This is a genomic window from Chitinivibrionales bacterium (assembly GCA_014728215.1).
In the GTDB taxonomy this organism is placed as follows: Bacteria; Fibrobacterota; Chitinivibrionia; order Chitinivibrionales; family WJKA01; genus WJKA01.
In genome coordinates this window covers 14,512-36,276 of the sequence record WJLZ01000182.1, presented here as the reverse complement: position 1 = coordinate 36,276, position 21,765 = coordinate 14,512, and the positions used below count along the sequence as shown (strand labels likewise).

Annotated in this window: 17 protein-coding genes; 9 read left to right on the top strand and 8 right to left on the bottom strand. The window is 47.3% G+C overall.

The features are described 5' to 3' along the window. Positions 1-5: 5 nt before the first annotated feature. The 4 genes from GF401_15885 to GF401_15870 all read right to left on the bottom strand — a co-directional run bounded on the left by GF401_15885 (position 6) and on the right by GF401_15870 (position 7,400). Positions 6-1,997, bottom strand: a complete 1,992-nt coding sequence (locus GF401_15885) for a HAMP domain-containing protein (GenBank protein ID MBD3346535.1) — start codon at positions 1,995-1,997, stop codon at positions 6-8. Positions 1,998-2,085: 88 nt separating this feature from the next. Then, positions 2,086-3,930 (bottom strand): hypothetical protein, encoded by a 1,845-nt coding sequence (locus tag GF401_15880; protein MBD3346534.1) that lies wholly within the window; start codon positions 3,928-3,930, stop codon positions 2,086-2,088. Positions 3,931-3,967: 37 nt separating this feature from the next. After that, positions 3,968-4,441 (bottom strand): hypothetical protein, encoded by a 474-nt coding sequence (locus GF401_15875; GenBank protein ID MBD3346533.1) that lies wholly within the window; start codon positions 4,439-4,441, stop codon positions 3,968-3,970. 40 nt (positions 4,442-4,481) lie between these two features. Continuing rightward, the gene (locus GF401_15870; protein ID MBD3346532.1) at positions 4,482-7,400 is read right to left on the bottom strand and encodes a hypothetical protein; all 2,919 of its coding nucleotides are present in this window, start codon (positions 7,398-7,400) and stop codon (positions 4,482-4,484) included. Between the two features lie 448 nt (positions 7,401-7,848). Between GF401_15870 and GF401_15865 the strand changes: the two genes are divergently transcribed. From GF401_15865 to GF401_15840, 6 genes are all read left to right on the top strand, one after another. Next, complete coding sequence (locus GF401_15865) at positions 7,849-8,229, top strand: hypothetical protein (protein MBD3346531.1); 381 nt, start codon at positions 7,849-7,851, stop codon at positions 8,227-8,229. A 286-nt stretch (positions 8,230-8,515) separates the two neighbouring features. Continuing rightward, positions 8,516-9,508, top strand: coding sequence for a hypothetical protein (locus tag GF401_15860; protein ID MBD3346530.1), 993 nt, complete (start codon positions 8,516-8,518; stop codon positions 9,506-9,508). A 113-nt stretch (positions 9,509-9,621) separates the two neighbouring features. Then, positions 9,622-10,233 (top strand): response regulator, encoded by a 612-nt coding sequence (locus GF401_15855; protein MBD3346529.1) that lies wholly within the window; start codon positions 9,622-9,624, stop codon positions 10,231-10,233. A gap of 180 nt (positions 10,234-10,413) precedes the next feature. Then, a complete protein-coding gene (locus GF401_15850; protein ID MBD3346528.1) occupies positions 10,414-11,598 on the top strand; it encodes a hypothetical protein in 1,185 nt (394 codons plus the stop codon). Positions 11,599-11,796: 198 nt separating this feature from the next. Continuing rightward, on the top strand, positions 11,797-11,970 hold the full coding sequence (locus tag GF401_15845) for a hypothetical protein (GenBank protein ID MBD3346527.1): 174 nt from the start codon (positions 11,797-11,799) through the stop codon (positions 11,968-11,970). A gap of 116 nt (positions 11,971-12,086) precedes the next feature. Then, on the top strand, positions 12,087-13,751 hold the full coding sequence (locus tag GF401_15840; GenBank protein ID MBD3346526.1) for a hypothetical protein: 1,665 nt from the start codon (positions 12,087-12,089) through the stop codon (positions 13,749-13,751). A gap of 23 nt (positions 13,752-13,774) precedes the next feature. On the opposite strand, the gene GF401_15835 is transcribed toward GF401_15840, so the two are convergent. After that, the gene (locus GF401_15835; GenBank protein ID MBD3346525.1) at positions 13,775-14,119 is read right to left on the bottom strand and encodes a hypothetical protein; all 345 of its coding nucleotides are present in this window, start codon (positions 14,117-14,119) and stop codon (positions 13,775-13,777) included. A gap of 305 nt (positions 14,120-14,424) precedes the next feature. Here GF401_15835 and GF401_15830 point away from each other — a divergent pair, with 305 nt between their 5' ends. From GF401_15830 to GF401_15820, 3 genes are all read left to right on the top strand, one after another. Further along, on the top strand, positions 14,425-14,805 hold the full coding sequence (locus GF401_15830; protein ID MBD3346524.1) for a TIGR02147 family protein: 381 nt from the start codon (positions 14,425-14,427) through the stop codon (positions 14,803-14,805). Positions 14,806-14,828: 23 nt separating this feature from the next. After that, entirely contained in the window at positions 14,829-15,755 is a 927-nt protein-coding gene (locus GF401_15825) for a TSUP family transporter (protein MBD3346523.1), read from the top strand. Positions 15,756-15,970: 215 nt separating this feature from the next. Further along, positions 15,971-18,916 carry a hypothetical protein gene (locus GF401_15820; protein ID MBD3346522.1) on the top strand — a complete coding sequence of 982 codons (2,946 nt, stop codon included), beginning with the start codon at positions 15,971-15,973 and terminating at the stop codon, positions 18,914-18,916. A 136-nt stretch (positions 18,917-19,052) separates the two neighbouring features. On the opposite strand, the gene GF401_15815 is transcribed toward GF401_15820, so the two are convergent. The 3 genes from GF401_15815 to tgt form a co-directional block, all read right to left on the bottom strand. Beyond that, on the bottom strand, positions 19,053-19,457 hold the full coding sequence (locus GF401_15815) for a hypothetical protein (GenBank protein MBD3346521.1): 405 nt from the start codon (positions 19,455-19,457) through the stop codon (positions 19,053-19,055). A 96-nt stretch (positions 19,458-19,553) separates the two neighbouring features. Continuing rightward, the gene (locus GF401_15810; GenBank protein MBD3346520.1) at positions 19,554-20,507 is read right to left on the bottom strand and encodes an aminopeptidase; all 954 of its coding nucleotides are present in this window, start codon (positions 20,505-20,507) and stop codon (positions 19,554-19,556) included. 21 nt (positions 20,508-20,528) lie between these two features. Then, positions 20,529-21,680: a tRNA guanosine(34) transglycosylase Tgt gene (gene tgt, locus GF401_15805; GenBank protein MBD3346519.1), complete on the bottom strand. Its 1,152-nt coding sequence runs from the start codon at positions 21,678-21,680 to the stop codon at positions 20,529-20,531. Between the last annotated feature and the right edge of the window lie 85 nt (positions 21,681-21,765).

Sequence of the window (21,765 nt, the reverse complement as noted above, 5' to 3'; positions counted from 1 at the left end):
TTCCTTTACACTTTAAACTGGTTCACCACCTGGTTCAGTTGTTCGGCAAGTTGCGAGAGCCCCTGAGCACTCTCCTTTATCAATTCCATCCCCTGTGCGGTTTCGCCCGAAGCGGTGTTGATACTCTGTATATTCGAAGAGACTTCGGATAGCCCACTGGCCGATTCCTGCACATTGCGCGCGATCTCCGACGATGCATTACTCGCGCCGCCCACATTGCCGGATATTTCATTGATTGTAGCCGATTGTTCTTCAACAGCGCTCACTATGGTCTGCGAAATCTCGGTAACCTGTTCGATAACTTCGGCGATTTTCTCGATCGCATTCACCGATTCTTCAGTATCGCTCTGCATCTGTTCGATCTGCCTGCTGATTTCATCGGTTGCCTGCGCGGTCTGCTTTGCAAGCTCCTTGACTTCATTGGCAACAACGGCAAACCCTTTACCGGCATCGCCGGCTGAAGCCGCTTCGATCGTGGCATTGAGCGCTAAAAGATTAGTCTGATCGGCAATGTCTTTAATCGTATCGACCACTTTGCCGATTTCCCGGGAAGATGCATCCATTTTTTCCATCTGTTGCCTTGTTGCCGAAGCCCTGCTGTTGGCGTCCCGGGCAACAGCGAGTTCTTTTTGGCAGTTTTTCGCTACCTCATTGAGAGAAGCACTCATTTCTTCAATCGATGATGCGACGGTGCTCATGGATGTCGACATTTCTTCGGCCGCAGAAGCTATACCATTCACATTGGCGGTCGCTTGTTCTGCCGCCGAGGCAACAGTAGTTGACTGAGAATTCATCTCATCGGCATGGGATGCAATCTGAACCGATGTTGTCGACAATTCACTGGAAGATGAAGCAACACTTTCGGCATCACCGGCAATTTTTGTGATTATGCCCTGTAATTTGTTTACAAAATTATTAAAATAGCGGGCCATGTCACCGATCTCATCCCCGGAGTCCGATTCCAGGCGCTTTGTCAAATCGCCTTCTCCCTCCGAAATGTCACGCAACATTCCCGACATTCTCCCGAGCGAATTTGAAATCTGCACTCCCAGAACGCTGTTGAGGAGAACCACAACGACGATTGCCGCAATTACCGTTATCCCGATGAGCAGAAATGACGTACTGATTACCGAGACAGTGCTCTTTTGCAATTCGGTCTTTGTATTCATCAATGCCTTGTCTACCGATGAAAGCCTGGAAAACAGTTTATTATATGCGGAATTTATATGTTCGATATTGGTCGTATACTCTCCCGCCAGGGCCTGCATCTGCCTGTTCGATTCACCGGCGGCTTCAGCCATGTGCTGAAAAGGCGTGCCGGCCAACCTCTTCTTGTCAACTTCAACGTTTTCCATAGCTTGTTCGAGGAATGCTTGGAGTTCCTGTTTTGCCGACGGGTCATAAACGATGCGGGAAAAGAGGTTCTGGATTTTCAAATTCGAGCTGGTATTAATATTGGCGCCGACAATCACCTGCTTCTCAAGAGGACTGACATACTGCGATTGTTTTATCATTTTTTCGACCACCTGACGGATATAGCCGTCAGATTGCTCTATCGATGCGTTCGACAGTTTCATGACCTTTTTTTCGATATTTTGATTTTGTCTCTTTTTCTCGCCGATTTCCACGAATAATTGCCGTATTTCATCCGGGTCCACTTTGATATGGGCTTCATCGAAATGCTGTGCCGATTGACTGAGACTCCTGAGAAACGCTTCTTCCCGCTCCGACGAGGGAACCGCATTAAAATACTGTTCAACCGAAAGCTCAATCAGTGATTTGACCTCCGTCGACAGTGTCGTAATAGTATTTGTCCGATGAAGGTTTTTCTTTGCCGAACGAAGGGAGAACACTATAACGGCGGCGACCACAATCAGGCCCGCAATCTGCACATAGACAGGGAGAAAAAGCTTTCCGCGAACGGTTTTTCCGCTGCCGGTGAAACGATTCACAATGTTCCCGAACAATGCCGGCCCGGGACTAGCATGACGTGCCATATCTCATCTCCTCGGAAAAATTTATCAGGTACATTTTCTATTCTTTAAAACGCAAGTCGATCGATTCATTGTATCTCACCCATTATACCTATATTTTAAATTGCTTTACAATATCTTTTAGCTGGGCCGAAAGTTTTGCAAGCTCCCGGGCGCTGTCGCTTATATGGCCGACTCCCTTGGCCGTATCACCCGCGGCAGCATTGATCCCCTGAATATTCGATGAGATTTCGGTCAAACCGCTTGCCGACTCCTGTACATTCCGGGCTATTTCCGATGACGCATTGCCTGCGCCGCCGACATTGCCCGATATCTCACTCACCGTCGACGACTGCTCTTCGACTGCACTGACAATGGTTTGGGATATCTCGGTAACCTGCTCTATCACACCGGCAATTTCATCGATTGCGCTTACCGATTCTCCGGTATCGTTTTGTATCTGTTCGATCTGCCTGCCGATCTGATCGGTAGCCTCGGCGGTTTGCTTGGCAAGTTCTTTGACTTCATTGGCAACAACGGCAAATCCCTTGCCCGCCTCGCCCGCGGAGGCGGCTTCGATCGTGGCATTGAGCGCCAAAAGGTTGGTCTGGTCGGCAATATCCTTGATTGTATCGACCACTTTACCGATTTCTCTTGAAGATGTCCCCAGTTTTTCCATCTGAAGTTTTGTTGACGACGCCTTTGTATTGGCGTCCTTTGCAACATCCAATTCTTTCTGACAACTTTTCGCCACTTCATTGAGCGAGGCATTCATTTCTTCAATGGATGACGCCACCGCATTGACCGATGACGACATCTCTTCCGCCGCCGAAGCGATACCATTGACATTAGTGGTCGCCTGTTCGCTTGCCGACGCCACCGTGTTGGATTGATTGCTCACTTCTTCGGCGCTTGCGGCAAGTTGGTTCGACGTCGCGGATAGCTCTTCCGAAGAACCGGAAAGGGTCGCAGCGTTTCCGGCGATCTTTTTTATGATTTGCGATACCCTGCCGATAAAGGTATTGAACCACGCCGAAAGCTCATCCATTTCTGTTCGAATAGCCCCCTGCATGACCGAACACTCATTACAGCTTTTCAGCTTTCCGGTTAAAATTGACGGACAGGTTATTTCTCCCGGGGCATTGGAACCGACCGTATCCCAGCATTGTGCTTCCCGGCCGTATTCGGGACAATCGGTTTTGTTGCACTGCTTCTGCGAAGAACAGTTAACTTTGTTCATCGGCATACGCTTCGTTAAATCACCGTCGCCCTGAGCAATATCTTTCAACCGCTCGATCGTCCGCATGAGCGGGGTATTGATCGACCGCCAGATAAAATAGCCTACTACAATAATAATGAAAACAAAAAGCACCATACTCACTCCGGCAACGGTCCTGGTACGCCGTATGCTTCGTTCGGTCTTTTCTTCAATTACCCCGATCTCTTCTTCAAGCGATGATTGTATGGAATGCAATATGGTTTGTACAGCCTTCAAATTATCGATTGTTGTTTGCGCATACACCTGCTCGGCGCTGTCTCGCTCCCCCTTTTGAAGGTAATCTTCTATTGTCACGACTGAGGAGTGAAGCTCTTTATGGGGTTCTTCAAGTCGCTCCAGCGCGTGTTCTAATTCCGGATGTTCTTCAAGAACCGTCTCTTTGTTTTTACCGTAATACCATTTGCCGAGGGCGCATTGATGAAAATCTTTTTCCACATCAAGCGTTTTGATATGCCCTTTATGGAGAAAACTGCCCGCTTTCTGTGCCCACTGAAGGTGGTCGATTTCCCGTTCGACAAGCTGATTGTGAAGATCTTCTTTTTTTTCTACTTCATTGCGCATTCTGGTCATCGAACTCATACCGTTGAGACCGATAAACCCTGTTAAAAAGACAACTATAACACCGAATAATGCCCACACCAGCAGTTTCATTTTAATCGTGAGTGTCATACCAGGCATTCCTTTCTCATGTTGTATAATGACATCAGTAATAAATTCAACTTATTTCCAGGATCCGGCGCATATCCATGAGGGCCACAAGTTGTTCATCACGCTTAATTACCCCGCGGAGATATACACTTTCAACACCATTGACATTTGCAGGCGGTTTTTCAATTTCAGAATCTTCAACTTCAATCATATCACCGACATTGTCTACGAGAAGACCGACAATATCTTCAGATGTCTGCCCGTTGACGTCATTAATAGCGTCAAGCAGTTTGATATCGGCATTTGTCTTGAGGATCACGCAGCATGAGCCATAACCCCTTTGCTGTTTTTCAAGACCCAGGCGCACCCCCAGATCGAGGATTGTTACGATTTGTCCACGGAGATTCATCAGGCCGATCACAAAGTCGGGTGAGGGATCAACGTTGGTTATCTCAAGATTCCTGTTGATTTCCTGCACCAGAAGTACATTAACTGCAAACATTCCGTCACCAAGGTAAAATGTGGCATATTGATGCTGCATAAAGCGTTCCTTCCCTCTCTTATACGATCTGCCGGCGCCGTCAGCGCTGCTCAATTGCGTCAAGCACCCCGGGCATATCCACGACAATGGTCATTGTATCATTTACCAGCGATGATCCTTTGATACCCGGACCGCTCACCGATTCTTTATCGAGCGCCAACCGGGTCTGCATGGTATCTTCAACCCGGGCGGCAACAAAACCGATACGCCGCTGAGTGTTTTTCGGTACCAGCACAAAAAACTCATCACCAATCTCCAAAGAGGATTGCACCGGCATAATATTTTCCAACCAGAACAATTCCAGGGTACTGTCGTCATACTTGAGAAATTTTCTGGCTCCAACACTTTCGATTTCCTTTCCTGTCCGTTTTTCGATCCGGGCGATATGGGAAAGGTCCACCGCAAAATGTTCGTCTCCTCCCAGGGAGAAGAGAAGCATCGTGGCTTCATCGCCTCTCTCCTGCCGGATTTTCTTTTCCCGCTGCTTCCGCTGCGCTGCTTCTTCGGCAATTTCGTGAAATTGAAGATTTGCCATAGCTGCTATACCGCCCGGATCGAGGATCATCGCCACCTTGCCGTCCCCCATTATAGTGGCGCCGGCAAAGCAAGCGCTCTTTTTCAGATATCCCGGAAGCGGCTTGACCACGATCTCTTCGCTGTCCTGTACATTATCGACCACGAGTCCGAACTCATTATCCTCCACGCGCAGCACCGCAATTTTCACCGCGTTGGCAAGGCGGTTTCGACGGTCGATGGCTCCTTTCCGGCGCTCATCGGGCGTCTCAGAACCATTCTGTTCCTGAGGAAGCCCTCTCCGGTCGGACCATCGCTTGCGGCTGTCGGCCCGGCGCTCCCCTGTTTGCGGGTCGACATATGTTGGCTCAAACCCCAAAACATCGGAAAGACGAACCAGAGGAAGCAGCATTCCTCGTAAACGCAACACTTCGGCATTGTGTACCCGTTCGATTTGCCGGGTAACATCACCCGCGCGAAGCCTGACTACTTCATCAAGAGCTACCTGCGGTATGGCAAAACGTCGCCCGCCGGAAGAAACTATCAACGATGGAATAATTGCCAGTGTCAAGGGCATGGCAAGGGTCACGGTCGTTCCCCGTCCATATTCGGAATTGAGTTCGATAGTCCCACCGAGTTTTTCGATATTGGATTTGACAACATCCATACCCACGCCCCGGCCCGAAACCTCGCTGACGGCCTTAGCGGATGAAAAACCCGGGGCAAAGATAAAAGACTGTATCTCTTTGTCGGTAAGCTCCGAAACCTTTTCTTCATCCACAAGCCCCTTTTCAATCGCCGATTGCTTTACCCGAATAACATCGATACCGCCTCCGTCGTCGACAATCTCGATAAATACCTTCCCCCCTTCCTGATATGCCTTCAACGTTATCGTCCCCTGTTCAGGTTTACCGTTACGCTCCCGTTCTTCAGGCGCCTCGATTCCGTGATCGGCGCTGTTTCGCACCAGGTGTGTCAAGGGGTCCGACAACAGCTCGATAATCGACTTGTCAAGCTCAACGTCCTGACCGAATTGCTGAAGAACAATGTTTTTGCCGAGCTTGCGGGCAAGGTCCCGGATAACCCGGGGGAACTTGCTGAATACTACCGAAACCGGCTGCATCCTGGTCTGCATTATGTTTTCCTGGAGCACCGACGTTACCATATTGATATTCTGAGTAATACCGTTGATCCCGGATACATCGTTGACCGCGAAATTGAGCGCGCCGGCCACCGAATTAGCGACAGTATCCAGATACCCCTGGGGAATCGGTCCCAATTCACTGTTTATTTCTTTGCAATGGCCCTCATAGACCTGCTTGACAGCTTCAACCGCGGCGCGAATAATCCCTTCGGCCTTCTCGCTTTTTGCCAGGTTTTGCTGGGTTGCCTGAAGCAACTGGTTGCGGGCGAGGACCAGCTCTCCGGCGTAGTTCATGAGATTATTGAGCAAGCCGGTTTTGACCCGGATAGCTTCTTCAATGGTGACCCTCTCTTTTTTCCGACCGTTCTCCGCTTTTTCAGTTTTCTGCGATGAATCCTTCTGAGCGGTCCCACCCTTTTCTCGCTCCTGTTGTCGCTGCTCCTGATATTTCTTTTTATAATCGGCCAGATCCAGCGTCAGAATCTGCTCTTCACCTATACCAAGTGCTTCGGCAATCAAGTCGGGCTCGAGAACCGTTGCAATTATGACCGAAATATCTTTTTGCAGTATATCGTCTGAGGGCGATGATTTTTCGAGAACTTCCCGCGGAGGAGTCGTGCTGATCACTGGCCCGAAATTTTCCCAGGTAGCGACAACCTCCTTGAAGCTCTTATCACTGTTGATAATATTGTCGGAAGGCGTAACGGTTACCTGATACAGCATTTGTCCGTTACGTACCGCTTCCTGAATACACTCTTCAGTTATATCGGAATGCAGTTTCCGTACACCGGCAAGAGGGTCTTCGGATTCTTCAGCTTTGGACTCCGTCTTTTTTCCGGAAGCGCTTCTTCCTTTTTTTCCAGTCGTTTTCCTTTGTGCTTTGGGTTTGCTCTCCTTGGCCGTACTCGTTTTTCCCTTCACATTTTCCTTTAAATAGGGCGCAAGGGCAGCAACTTCTTTTTCAATCGACGCCTCATCCGAAACATCGATATCATCCAGAAGCACCCGAAGTTTATCGATACCCTCAAGCAACGCATCGGTTATTTCAGCATCAATAGTCAGTTCCCGATCCCGGAGCCGTGAGAGAACATTCTCCATGGAATGTGACAACTCGACAATGGTTTTTTTGCCGTAAAAGCCGAACCCGCCCTTGATGCTGTGCACAGCCCTGAAAATCCGATTGAGCAGCTCATCGGATACATTACTCCCCTTTTGTTCCAACTCAAGCAAATCGGGCTCGATCTCCGACAGATGCTCCCGGGATTCCGCTACAAGTTCCAGAATCATCTCATCATCATTCATAGTGCATTCCTTTTCGAGCTGAGAATTATACCGAAATGTTGTTCTTGGGAAAAATATTTGTGATGCAGATATGTCGCCGGCTTTATTAATCGTTTAAATTCCATGTAAAGCGCGCTAGTCCTTCCCTCGTATCCGCCTTCCAATGCTCCACATAAAAACAAAAGAATTTAAAGGATATCACATAATTTTGATTTTTTCAAGCATTTTTATTTGCCTAAAACACATAAAATTATCAGAAGATTTATTTTTCAGGGGCGATGAGACAAAAATGTTTTTTCAGAAGAGGATAGCTGATACTACGCGTATCCGGTCCTGGAAGAGACAAAGACCCATTCCGGCATAAGCACAGGGCGCTATTTATATTCATAGGAAAATCGCTCTCCCGAGAAAATATGCACTTCCTTTAATCGAATCATACAAGGGACAGCAGAATGAAGGCATAAGGATAATGAAAAAAGAAATAGCATCATACAATTGGCTGAATGAAGCCGAGATGGCTCGCCTTGAACTGCAGATTCATGGTATCGAGGCTGAAGTAGTTGAAAGCGGTATTACCGCGGCCAATCCCCTTCTGGGGAGCGCCGTAGGGGGAGTAAAAATACGGGTCGAGCAGTCACAGGCGCAGGAGGCTGCTGATCTATTAAAAGAATACGATAAAAGGATCTATGAGAATCACAAGCCCTCGTGCCCCCATTGCGAATCGGAGAATATTTCCGAAACGGAACTGAGCAGCCTGCTAAAAATCCTATCCATACTCACAATCGGCATCCTCACCCTGGCTATCGCACGATCCTACCGGTGCAATGAGTGCGGCCATACCTGGCGATGACCCATACCGCTCAGGAAAGCCTGTATCGCCCTTAACCCCTGTCCGGCGAAGGCCGGTAAACACTTATTCATTCCTGGTCATTGATCGGGAAATTCCGGAAATTGATACTGTCTTTAGTAAAGGTATCGTCACTGCGTTCTTGCTTTCGGCAAGCCTTTTTGCATGACACCCCAATTACAGCAATAAAAAAGATTCCAAAATATTTATAGCAGATTTATATTACAACCATGACCAAAGCTGAAAATCATGATAGTATTATTCAAAACGTTTGTAATATCCCACAAAAATGAAAAAACCAGCTAATCCACTCCCCCTCCTCATTTATTCCACCATCTTTCTGGTAACCCAGGTTACCGGTCTTTTTCTCAGTCTGATGATATGTTTCATACTCCAGGATTTCATATGGGGCTTTGTGCGGATGGCGTTGATAAATTCTTTTATTCTGGGTCTTTCTTTGATCGGAACCTGTTACCTTTCTCAGAAACTCATGTTCAGGGTGAAAACCATTTATATCGTCGCCATCTCGTTCTCACTTATACTTGGAGTAAGTATCATCAGTTTTTTAATCATTCTCTATTCTGAAGCGGCCCTGTTTATTTATTATGACCGGGGTGCCTTTTCATTTCTCTTCATAAACTTTCTTTTTATCGTCGCCCTTCATGTGATCAGTTCCGGGCTGATATTCTATCGGGAAGTAATGGTCCGGAAAGAAAAAGCTATCGGTGATGAGCGTGCGCTTAAAAACCAGATGGAGCTGCAATTGCTTTCATCAAAGGTAAACCCCCATTTCCTCTTCAATACGCTCAATATGATTCTCAATCTTCTAAAACAGCCTGCAAAGGCAGAACAGGCTATCCTGAATCTTTCAGACCTTCTCCGGCAGAACCTCGATCAGTCGGAGAAAATGAGCATCTTCTTTAAAGAGGAAATTGATAATGTAAGAAAGTATCTGGAAATACAATCCCTGCGATTTGGTGAAAAGCTCCGTTACTCTATTACAGGAGAAGCCGACTTTCCTATCCCGCCTTTGATCATCCAGCCACTGGTCGAGAACAGCATAAAGCATAATATCGCAGATACTCGCTCTTTGACTATCGAGATAGCGGTTACCGGTGATGATTCCGGCAACAGAATAGTTATCACCGATTCGGAGAAGAAACTTACACCATCAATGATCGATAAAGGACGAGGGTTAGCCATAACCAGAAAGCGTGTTGAAAACTGCAATGGTACATTTTCAATAAAAGACGGAGGGATAGAGATATCATTCGGCCAATAATTACAGCACTTATTGCAGATGATGAAAGTCATGCCCGGGAACGATTACGGGAGCTTCTTTGTAGATTTGGTATATTTGATATTACCGCCGAAGCGACAGATGGAAATGAGGCTTTGAATTGTATTATTGCCCACAAGCCACAAGTGGCTTTTCTTGATATCACTATGCCGGGGATATCGGTTTTTAATTCCCTCCAATCCCTTCAGAAACCGCCACTGATCGTCTTTCAGACAGCCTATTCAGAACATGCGGCCAGGGCATTTGAAATCGATGCACTGGATTATCTACTGAAACCGGTCCGATATGAACGGCTGGAAAAAACAGTAGCAAAAATTCAGGCAAAACTGACATCAGATGCCACCGATGAATCCGATCCCTCAGACTCTTTGGTAAAACCGGTGGAACAGGTGACCATTAAAATCGGCGGGAAAACAAAAGTTATTCCAACACACGACATTGTCAGAATTTCCTTTGAAGACGGGTTCTGTTATCTCTATACCAATAGTGAAAAACTGATCTCCGATAAATATTTGAATTATTACGAAGAAAAACTTCGAGGCGGCCGTTTTTACAGGACAAGCAGAACCGATATCATTAACCTTGATCATATCACCGTGATTCACCGGTTGTTTCAGGGTATGTATACAATTGAATTAAAAAACGGCATGCAGATCGATTTATCCCGCCGAAAAGCACAGCTATTAAAAAAGATTATCGATTTCTGAACCCAACCAGCCTCACGTTCATCGCCCTTCATTCTCCGGAACGAACCATTCATCTTGTATAACAAACCGCTCATGGACCTTTATCTATCAAAAACGAAAAAATGGATTATCTTATAAGCAGCGGATAAATGGAAAACACCATAGTGGTCGACGTCACCCAGATTATTAAAGGAGGATCATTTGAAAACTAAATTGATTACCGGCATCGGGATGGCGCTTTGCATAAGCCTGGCAACCTTTGCAATAGAAATTCATATGCATTGCGAAGAAGAGGATGGTATCAGGACTGAATCGGGAATTTACGAAGAGGATTATCTCTTTTTGGGTCATGAACTGAATTTTACCGGTGCGGCTGAAGACCTTATCTTTCTCGGCAAAGCACTCACATTCCGCGGCAGAACAGACCTCACACTCTTTGCTTTATGCGAAAAATTAATATTCTCGGGTGAAACGGGTAATGGCATTTTTACCGGAGGAATGAATATACTCATAGACGGTACGGTCATGGACAACAGTTTTATAGGATGTAAGTCGCTGCATCTGAGTGATTCCGCCGTGGTTGACGGGAATCTTTTTGTCGGATGCGCTAAACTTGCAATCGATGGCCCCCTTAACGGCAATCTCTATGCCGCTGCGGGTGAAATAATTATTAATGATGAGATAAATGGGGATGTCGTTGCCTATGGCGGCAGGATTATCATCGAAGAAAACGGAAGAATCAACGGTAATTTCACCTATGGCGCCAAAGAAAAGTTGAGTGATGAAGAACGGGCCCGAGTCACCGGAACGATCACCATCGACGAGAAGCATGCACTGGATAAGGAATGGAAATTTCCTGCCAAAAGAATGAAATCCATTCAGTTTTTCATTTTGATAGGCTTTACCATCTCGTTTATTATAGTGGGAAGTCTACTTCTTCTCCTTCCGGTATTTGGAAAACTGAAAGAGAAGCTTTCCGAAAGGACCTTCTGGAACACCGCACTGTGGGGACTCGTTCCGGTGCTGATGTATCCTGCGATTATTGTCCTCTGCCTTGCCCTTGTTGTCACGATACCCTTTGCCTTTGTCCTGATGCTTGCCTTTGTGCCCCTTTTCTATTTTGCCAATGTTATCGGCACAACCCTTCTGGGCAAATACATTGCACTTAAATTTAAATGGAATATCGAAAAGCGGACCTATCATTTTCTGATCGGTGCTTGTGCCGGTGCCATAACGATACTAATACCATTTGTTAACTTTTTGGGTTTTCTCTTTCTCTCTTCACTTGGATGGGGAGTTTTTATCTCCTTTCTTTTCAAGAAGGACCTGGCTATTGACGAAGGCAAAAAGGAATTGACACAAACACATGAACGGGGAGAAGAATAATGAAAGCCATTGTTCAGAGAAAATACGGCTTCATCGGTGATTGCAGACGTAAGGAGGTCCTGAAACCTGCGCCTGGGCCGGCGAAGTTCTCGTCGCGGCCCAGGCATCATCGGTAAATTTCAACAGCCAGGTTTTTATCGAGGGTAAACCCTTTTGTTGGCCGCCGGGGGAACGGCCGGGAATAAAAAGCACTGTCTTATGGAAGTGAAAGCCGATAAGGCCCTCACATTCATAAAAGAGATGATCGAGAAGAGCAGGCCCCATGTGAGGGGGCCTGTTGGCGCTGATCCGGAGGAGATCTGTTTTACCGGATGCGCTGCCGAATCCAATGGTGCTATTCTCAAATCACTTAGCAGCCGGTTCTTTCCCTGAAGGATAAAGATCATTTCCCCATGAAGTACTCCATGCGCTCAGTGGAAAATTTCTCATCCACCGATTATATTTCCTCAGTATACTCAATTCCGGTTTACCGGCATTAAGCCCCCACTATGCCGGCGCATAATTCGATTCAAACACTGGTCGATACATTATTTCCGAAAGGCAGGTTGTTTATGAAGCATTACCGCTTTTATCTGTCTTTGATTGTGTTGTGGTGCATCACCGCAGCGCAGAATCACCTCCCCGACGAACGGAAAAGCGATTGGGAAAACGCCGGTATTCTTCGCTCTACAGGTCGGGATATTGTTGTCGGACAGGTCAACAACATTCTGGAATATGGAGCGAGAAATGACGGCACTCATCCTGAAATCACCCAGACAGCCCTGCAGGCCTCTCTTGGAAATCGATCCGCGGCAGGGTATACGGCCATTTACTTTCCGGAGGGAGTGTATATTTTTTCGCGACCTGTTCGAATTGAGCGGGACATCCGGCTGGTCGTTATCGGCGACGGGGCGAACAGGACATTTTTTCATTTTAATTTCAATGGAGAAGAAAACCGACCGGGCTTTCTTATAGAAAAGTCCCGTTTTATCGGAATCAGTAATCTTTCGATTGAACGGCAGGATTCTGCGAATTACGGAGAAAACATCCGGTTTTCCAACGACACCAGTTGCTGGGTAAGCGGGGTTGAAAGCAATAAGGCGCCGTCGATTCATATTCACATCCTGAACAGCAGCCATATTGAAATCACCGGCTGCCATATTCATCATGCCTGGAACTACGGTACGGGCGGTCATGGATATGGTGTTCTTATCGGCGCCTATTCATCATATTGTCTTGTAGAAAACTCCATTTTCAATCATCTTCGTCACTCAGTCATATTGAGCAACGGCCCGGTATCGAACGTTATCGGCTATAATTATTCCACCGATCCCTACACAACAGAAACCTACTTCGGTATTTCTGATTGGCCCTCGGACATGTGCCTGCACGGCCATCCCGATCAAAGCATCCCCGGCCCTTCATTCAATCTCTTCGAGGGCAATCGATGTGCCTTTATGCATGCCGATGACGCCTGGTATGATAATGGGCCCTGTAACACTTATTTCAGAAACAAGGCCCTCCGTTACGGGATAAAAATCTACCGCGACAGCCCGAATCAGAATGTTGTCGCCAATGAAATTGACGATTTAGAAGGAGACCTGGCGGACAGGCTCTGGAAAGCATTCGATATCCAAAGCAGCGGAAATTTCATTCTGGGAAATAGTAATCTTGACGCCAATCCCCCGTCCTATCCGGAGCCTTCGGAAATATGCACAAACCGTTCTCTCTATCTCGACCCGCATGACCTGCCGGATTTTCTTGACAACATAAACTTCTTTCCCCCGTTCGGCGCCTCTCAGGCGAATCGCGGGGGAAACGGAACAATCCCCGCGCAAATCCGATGGAACAACGATACTCTCTTGACTGTTCCTCACCCTTACTCCTTCGACCCGGCACTAAAAGCAGAAAGAAAACATCTCCGACCCGACAACCAGAACAGGAGACGGAATCGCGGCGTTTTCCCGATTTTTATAAACAGCTACAGCAAAGGATCACTACCACGGCGTAAAGCAGGACGACACGGCGAAATCAGGATCTATGACTATAGGGGAAGAATGCTTTTCGAAGGCCCGGCAAAGGACCTTTTTCTCACCCCGGGCGCCGGCGGAACGGCAATCGGCGCCGGGGCAGGTATTGTCATTTTACAACAGAATCCCGAATACAATCCATGAAATCACAACCACAACAACCGCAATTACAATAGTTCTGATTTTGTGTTTTTCATAGATTCGCCGGGCCTGATGGTCATCGAAACACCGGTTTCAGACCGAATATCGACACGACCGGAAACAATATATGGAGCATCATGTTTTTTCCACACACCGTCTTCGTCAACTTCACCTCCATCAATCAGAATGCCGCCTTTGGTATTACCGGCTACCGAACCGACACCCGAAAGCCTACCCAGACTCTGTGCTTGTAAGGTAATCCCATATTCGCCGTTTCCGGTTATGGTGTTGTTGACAAAAGACGCACTGTCCTTTGGCGCGCTGCATCGCCATATCGCTCCAGGATATGTCTGCTTCGCGCTTCGCGGCACTCGGCTTTTCGCTCGGCCTCGGGCCATCACGTCCTTTTATGAGATGAGTTCTATGCTGGAAAAATGATGGCGTCAACCGAAATTGGATGCCGGAACAGGGAAAATCCGTCCATAATCGACCTCAAGTGGAAATAGTCATCATGTTTTTGCATTCTATTCCATATTTTTTATACCCTCGCATATCTTGTGATCGAAAAAGTGACATCGATGTCACTCTTTTTCGGGTTTTTGGTAAGTATATTATAGGCTGAACAGCACAATTCAGCCATTGAGATCGAATAACCCATTATTGAGGGGAGTATCCGATGCCGAAAATATACAATTATCTCGATTATCGCCATTATCTGGCCGATCTTCACCGGGAAATCAAGGCAAAAAAATCCATATTTTCTCATCGGTACATATCCGCCAAAGTCGGTGTTTCATCGCCTGCCTGGTTTCTGCATATCACGAAAGGACGGATTAATCTTTCGCCGGGTAAAATACAGCCGCTTTCCAGGGTCTTTCACCTGAATCCCCATGAAAGCGACTATCTCACCCTGCTGGTCCATTATCAACATGCAGGGACAATGCACCAAAAGAGTATAATCAAGGCAAAAATGCGCACTTTTCGCCGAATGCACGACCCGAGTGCCAATCATGCGAGCCATTTTGCCGAACCTGAGCTTCATACAGCCCTCGGTTGAGCGTTCTCTTTTTTCTTCTTTGAATGTTTTTTGGTGACATGGCCTTGAAGGCTATGACATATAGCACATTGCTATCAAAATACCGCCGCAGATCTTTATACGGAATCCATATCATACACACTCACATCAAAATACCGGCACAGAGAAAATTTATATTATTTTGCTATGCTGGTTTTACTCATATTTCCGACTATACTGCTGAAACACAAAGGAAAGAATATCTCATGATCAACATTGTATTGCTCGGTCTCCTGACCCTGGTGGCTTCGGGCGTTGGAACAGCTACCGGATTCGGAACATCGACAATAATGATCCCCGTGATGGTCCTCTTTGTACCTTTGCCGGTTGCCCTTTTATTTGTGGGTATTATCCATCTTGCCGGTGATATCTGGAAAGTACTTCTGTTCAAGCGGGGGTTCGACTGGAAACTTGTTCTGGGTTTTGGTCTATCAGGCATTATTGCGAGCTATATCGGGGCTTCCCTTTCCATGCATGCGGAAGACCTTCCTTTGAAACATATTCTGGGCGCTTTCCTGATTATGTATGTAGTGTTTCTGTTCCTCAAACGGGAATGGGCGTTGCCCAAAACAAACGGGACTGCAGTGAGCGGAGGCTTACTATCCGGTCTCTTTGCCGGATTTTTTGGTGTGGGCGGCGCAGTTCGTGGAGCATTTCTTATGGCCTTTAACCTTCAAAAGGAAGTGTACATTTTCACCTCCGGGCTTATCGCCATGTTTATCGATGTAACAAGAATTACGCGGTACTTCATGGGCGGAACACGGTTGGAGCAGAATCTCCTCATCGCCCTTATCGTCAGCATTCCCGTCTCCTTTGCCGGAGCCTTTCTTGCCAAGAAATCGCTGGATAAACTGCCTCAGAAATTCTTCCGTATTTTTGTAGGAATTTTTCTCGCCCTGGTGGGAGCGAAGCTCCTGATCTGGAGCCCATAAAAATGATAACCTGCCCCAGGAACAAAGATTTTTTTATGACATCCAACCTTTCGTGTCTTTCCTGACATCCCGTACATCATTAAAAAAAGCGTATTTACCGCTCCCCTCTTTATAATATTGGTCCCACAACCGATAATAATAATGATATACTATTCACTATCAGGAAGTTGTGAAAATATGGGACCACTTGTCTGAAATAGTTACCCATTAAGCTTATGGTTGCACAGATACGAACCGGAATTCTCCTGCTTTTCTTTATACTCGTCCCCTCCATGGCCCAGTGGAGCGAGTGGCTGACCGACATGAAAGGTGAAAACACCGGTCATACGGTATGCAATTTTTTGACCCTTCCGGTAAGTGTGGGCGATCTTGGACGGGGCCTTTCGGCATCGCCGGGTATGATGGATGCCACGGTTTTACCGAATTTCACCGCCACCTCGGCATATTTTGACAGCTACAAATTTGCAGCATCCCATATCGAATGGCTTCAGGGGCTTCGAAAAGAATATACCGGCGCCTGCTTTCCTGTTTTCGGTGTCGGCACGATCGGTGTTTTTTCACAGCTTTTTACTGTGGGAGAATTTCCCCATTCACGTGATATCGATGAACTGCCTTCATCACCCCGTTTTTTTGAATGTGCATTTGGTGCATCCTATGCCAGGGAGATTCTCTACCGGACCCTTGCAGGGGGAATGACTTTTTCCTATATCGAGAGCAGACTCGATAATGAGGCTGGACGGTCGGTTGCGGGACATGCAGACCTGGCCCTCGATCTGCCATTTGTTAAAGCCCGGCTCTATGGCGGCAATTTCGGTCCCGAACTCACCTATATCGCAACACCGGAACCGCTTCCGCTGCAGACCGGCGTGTCACTCTTTTTCATGCCTCTGGCTCACCGGATCAAACTCAAAAACCGGTTTGCCCTCGAAATCGGCGGAGGAGTACAAAAAAATGCTGATGAACCGCTGTTGGTCGGATTCAGCACCGAAATGGGAATCATGACCTGGGGGAAAATCCGGGGAGGATATGAATTTCCTCTGGGTCAGGAACAATCCATTGCAGGCCTCAGTCTGGGCGCCGGGTTTACCGTGAAAAATTTCGGCGCAGATTTTGGCTGGAAATACCAATCCGAGATACTTGGTGGGGTATGGGGGATCACCGCAACCATGCAACTGGAAGAGATTGTCCCTAAAACCGCCGAAGATTTTTATGAAGTCGCTCATAACCATTTCTCCAAAGAGCGATACCGCCTTTGCACCAGGTATGCCAAAGAAGCACTACGGCTGAACCCCAATATGTGGAAGGCCCATACGATCATAGCCCGGGCACAGGCTGAATTGCGCCAGGAAAAAGGCAGCGAAATCGCCCTCATTTACGCGGGAGGTGCCAAAGGTCAGACACTTCCATTCCTCTCCGAAAAGGAACATATCGGCGGTATAGCCCGTGGGGTAACGGTCATACGACAGCTTCGCGATTCATATCCCGCTTCAATCGGAATCAATACCGGGAATAACATCCTCAGGGTTTCTCACAAGTTAAAAGGCACTCTCTTTGACAAATACTACGAAACCGCCAACTGGGATGCTGTTGCATTGGGTGCGGGCGAACTCGATTTCGGATTCGAGCGATATCTTTCGGAAGCAAATGTTTCCAATACAAAATTCATCTGTACCAATGCAAAAAAAGTTTTCGGTAAAGGGCTTATTAAAAAAGATATTATCGATGTCCATAAATACAAAATTATGGTGCTCAGCGTCGTCAACCCTTCCCTTCCCTCACGCAATGAGGATAAAGCTCTATTGACGCCTGTAATTGGAGAACTTCAGGGAGAACTGCTTTATCCTGAGGCAAAAAAATGCAATCTCCGGGTGCTTGTTGCCGATGACAATTTCAAGAATATGTCGAAATATGCGCAAGCACTTCCGGAAATTGATATCATTATTTGCAGTGGTTTACACCGGGAGTTTCATACGCCTATGACCGCGGGCTCTACGCTTATCCTTTCGGCCGGTGACTCTTCACGCTATGTAGGAACCCTTGCAATCAGGTTTGACGATGAAGGAAAGATGCTGTCTTATAATAACAAACTTATCCCCCTTACCAATAGGGTGATTCCTGATCCGGTAATGGATGAACTTGCGCGGAAAACTGCAATTACGATAGAACTCGAGCAAAAGGGAATAGATCTCAAGGAACTGGCAAAGGGCGCTATTGATGGAACATTTCTTTTTGTCTCAAACCGCCACGGCAAGAAAGGCATCTTTCTGAAAGTAATCGACAAGCTGGCGGAATTTCCTCTCTCGCCCAGAGTTACACATTGCTTCTCCCCTGTCTACTCCTATGAATGCGGCAAAATTGCATTTCTGCAAAATGATGAAAAAACCGGCGCGACTTCGCTCATTTCCATGAGTTTCAATGGTACACAGGTAACCGAAATCTGCAGTAATTTCCATGTATCAGATATCTGCTTTGGCACGCAGGGCGACTGGATATACTTTGCTGCAGGTAAGGGCCCTGGTAAATCGACAGCACTCTATCGTGTTAAACCCAGTGGTGGGGTGAAACATCCTTTGATAACCTGGGATAATTCCCGGGAAAGCGATATCGATCTTTCTCCGGATGGTTCACAGATGGTATTCATTTCCGACCGCGACAGACTCCCCCAGGTTTATATGGCATCTTCGGCCGGAGAAAAACCGCTCAGGATCAGCAATGCAAAAGCCACCCATGCAAAGCCGAAATTCAGTCCCCATGGAACAAGCTTCGCGTTCCTCTCGGACCGGATGAGTAAACGGAATAGAATGGACCTTTTTGTGCACGATCTCGTTTCCGGAAAAACCTCGCCTCTCACTCGGCAGGCAAACGTTTCTGATTTCTGCTGGACCGAAGATTCAAAGCAAATCATCTACTCGGCGGGAGTAAACCTCTGCGACCTGACCGTCATCGACACAGAAACCGGCATGAGCCGGAAACTGATCACCGGGCACGGCATCAAAGATTACAGTGAACTGCATCCGCAGCTCATGCGTTACAAAGGGAAAACGGGAATTATTTATTACCGTGAATACGAATCCGGAGAACGGCAGATTTACCGGGTCAACCTTGACGGCAGCGATAACACCCGAATTGTTAACAGTACGGGAAATGATTGGTTGGAGTGAATTTATAAGAGCGAAAAAAGATCACGAGAACGATCGATGAATAAGGAAGCAGTCTGCCTTTCCCATTCTATAATCGTAATCATTTTCGTTGTATTGTCCTGAGTTTATCGAAGGGTCTTTTATTCTCATGCCATCTTCATCTCAGCCTCACTACGGTCGCCCCTTCCCCGCCGTCTCTGGGAAGAGCGGGAATCCAGTCTCTGATAATCGACCGCAGCTCATGATCGAGCATGGTCCTGACCAGTTTTTTGAGTACCGGCCCTTCTCCGGGTGTAGAATGATATCCTTTCCCATGGATAATCAACACCTGCGCAATGCCGTTTTCTTTGCACCGCTCGATACTCGCCCGTACATGCACGGCAGCCTGTTCTTCGGTAAGCCCATGAAGGTCCAGTATTTCCCGATTCCGCTGTCGGCGCCCTGTTCGTCCAGGCCTCCGTCGATTTTTGCGTGAAAATCTCAACGAATCCTTATCGACAACCCCGTACTTGTCAAGGTGGCGTAATATTTCTTCCCTGTCTGATCGTTTTTTCTCAGTCACTGGTCACTGGTCACTGGTTGCTGAAGTAGTGGAGTAATGCCCCCATAACTTCATCCATTATTCTTATCAATTATCTCCGTCATTCCCTCCAACTCTTTACACCAATTGGCCTTTATCCATCCATTGGGCGTAATCGAGCCATACCGAGGGATTCTTTATGATACCATCGAGGTGAATCGGGACCGAAACATTCCCGCCCATCGATGCATTATCACCGATAGCGATATGGACTGTTCCCTTGACCTTTTCATCTTCCAGAACATTACCGCTTATCCGGGCAGTATCGAGGGTTCCGACGCCGAATTCGGCAATTGTTCGCGATGCTTTCCGGTATTTCAGAAAGAGTTCTTCCAACTGTTTTGCACAGCTGTGTCCTTTGACTTCAGTCACCTTGCCTTCCCGCACCTTCAAAATAAGCGGTGTATCCAGAATGCCTACAAGGGGAAAGGAACCGTCAAAAACAATCACCCCTTCAGCAGTACCTTCAGCAGGCGCCATATATGCCTCTCCAGCCGGAAGGTTTCCGAAGGCTCCTTTGAAATTCAGACGGCCGTCATCAACTTTGGCATGCCGTCCGCCTGTTTCAAATGTCAAATCGGTCCCTGCGTCGCTCTGGATCCTTATTTTTCTGGATGACGACAACTGGGCAGCTACTTTACGGGTCTGAACACCCAGTTTTTCCCAGTTGGTGTTCATTGTCCGTATGAACATATCGGGGGTAATTCCGGGAAGCGTTGCGATGCGGACTCCCTGATCAGAAGCTTTTCGACGGGCTTTGGTATGCGACAGGGATTTGGACGTCGGCATCACTGCGACATCGAACTGACAAAACAGTTCCCCGACTGCTGCGGGCGGCTCATTACCACTTTCTTTGCGTGGACTGATCTGCACCATAACCGCTTCCCTGCACCGCTCTCTTCCGGCCTCCCAGAAAGCCGAACCGATCCCAAAACAGGGCGGATCGCATATAACCAGAAGCTGCTCTTTCCGCCCCAGGTTCAGACATTCAGCGAGCGCATTTTTTGCGACACTTTTTAATTCTTTGTGCATTTTTTTCCTCTCACCTCAACTTCATGCGTTCTTCATTCCGGCATTCATTCTCTGCAAAACGTCACCCTTCCATTGCGTAAAGGTACCGTTTAAAATATGTTCTCGTGCTTTTCGCACCAAATATAGAAAGAAATAAATATTATGAAGCGTTGTCAAACGTATGCCTAAAATTTCTCCAGCAAGGATACAGTGACGAAGATAAGAACGGCTGAAATTTGTACATGCATAACAGGAACATTCAGGATCGATGGGGGTATCGAAATCACGGGCATGGCCGGCATTCCGAAGGTTGAGTTTACCATTCCAGGTAAATACCGAGCCGTTTCTTCCATTGCGTGTGGGAAGAACACAGTCGAACATATCGATTCCCCGCTCGATACATTCAAGAATATCACGGGGCATACCAACGCCCATGAGATACCGTGGTTTTTCCGTTGGCAGCAGTGAAGCGTTATATTCTGCAATCTCATACATGGTTTCGATTTTCTCACCAACCGCCAGTCCCCCGACAGCATAACCGGGAAAATCCATGGCAACCAGCTCGGTAGTACACTTTTTCCGGAGTTCTTTATTGGTCCCTCCCTGCGTGATCCCGAACAGCGCCTGGTTGTAGCCAAAATGGAAGGGTGTTTTTACATGGGCCTCGATACAGCGAGCGGCCCAGCGAATTGTTCGTTCCACAGCTTTTACCTTTTCGCTGTCATCGGCATCGGCGGATGGACATTCATCAAAGGCCATGATAATATCCGCGCCCAGATTATGCTCGATCTCCATTACACTCTCGGGAGAGAAAAAGTGACGAGAACCATCAAGATGAGATTGAAACCAGACGCCATCCTCGGTAATTTTTGAAATATCTTTCAGGCTGAAAACCTGGAAACCACCGCTGTCGGTCAGGATCGCTCGATCCCAGTTTTCGAAAGCATGCAGTCCGCCGGCATCACGTATAAGCATATCACCGGGGCGGAGATGGAGATGATAGGTATTTGCCAGAATAATTGAGCTGCCACATTCCTGCAGTTCCCGGGGTGAGAGCGATTTAACCGTGGCTTGTGTACCCACCGGCATGAATATCGGGGTTTCGATTGTTCCATGAGCCGTCTGAAACAACCCGGCCCGGGCCCGGGAATGCGGATCTTTTCCTTCCAGAGAGTAGGCAAATTCTTTGAGCATCAACGACTATTTTCTGTTGGAGGTTAAATGTATAAAATACAATGCTCCATTTTTCGTATTTTAATTTTGAAATATCTTTCATATC

What these genes read in the sequence shown, in the direction of transcription:
- GF401_15885 (MBD3346535.1), bottom strand. Translation starts at nt 1,997, where the DNA reads ATGGCACGTCATGCTAGTCCCGGGCCGGCATTGTTCGGGAACATTGTG.
- GF401_15880 (MBD3346534.1), bottom strand. Translation starts at nt 3,930, where the DNA reads ATGCCTGGTATGACACTCACGATTAAAATGAAACTGCTGGTGTGGGCA.
- GF401_15875 (MBD3346533.1), bottom strand. Translation starts at nt 4,441, where the DNA reads ATGCAGCATCAATATGCCACATTTTACCTTGGTGACGGAATGTTTGCA.
- GF401_15870 (MBD3346532.1), bottom strand. Translation starts at nt 7,400, where the DNA reads ATGAATGATGATGAGATGATTCTGGAACTTGTAGCGGAATCCCGGGAG.
- GF401_15865 (MBD3346531.1), top strand. Translation starts at nt 7,849, where the DNA reads ATGAAAAAAGAAATAGCATCATACAATTGGCTGAATGAAGCCGAGATG.
- GF401_15860 (MBD3346530.1), top strand. Translation starts at nt 8,516, where the DNA reads ATGAAAAAACCAGCTAATCCACTCCCCCTCCTCATTTATTCCACCATC.
- GF401_15845 (MBD3346527.1), top strand. Translation starts at nt 11,797, where the DNA reads ATGGAAGTGAAAGCCGATAAGGCCCTCACATTCATAAAAGAGATGATC.
- GF401_15840 (MBD3346526.1), top strand. Translation starts at nt 12,087, where the DNA reads ATGCCGGCGCATAATTCGATTCAAACACTGGTCGATACATTATTTCCG.
- GF401_15830 (MBD3346524.1), top strand. Translation starts at nt 14,425, where the DNA reads ATGCCGAAAATATACAATTATCTCGATTATCGCCATTATCTGGCCGAT.
- GF401_15825 (MBD3346523.1), top strand. Translation starts at nt 14,829, where the DNA reads ATGTTTTTTGGTGACATGGCCTTGAAGGCTATGACATATAGCACATTG.
- GF401_15820 (MBD3346522.1), top strand. Translation starts at nt 15,971, where the DNA reads ATGGTTGCACAGATACGAACCGGAATTCTCCTGCTTTTCTTTATACTC.
- GF401_15810 (MBD3346520.1), bottom strand. Translation starts at nt 20,507, where the DNA reads ATGCACAAAGAATTAAAAAGTGTCGCAAAAAATGCGCTCGCTGAATGT.
- tgt (MBD3346519.1), bottom strand. Translation starts at nt 21,680, where the DNA reads ATGCTCAAAGAATTTGCCTACTCTCTGGAAGGAAAAGATCCGCATTCC.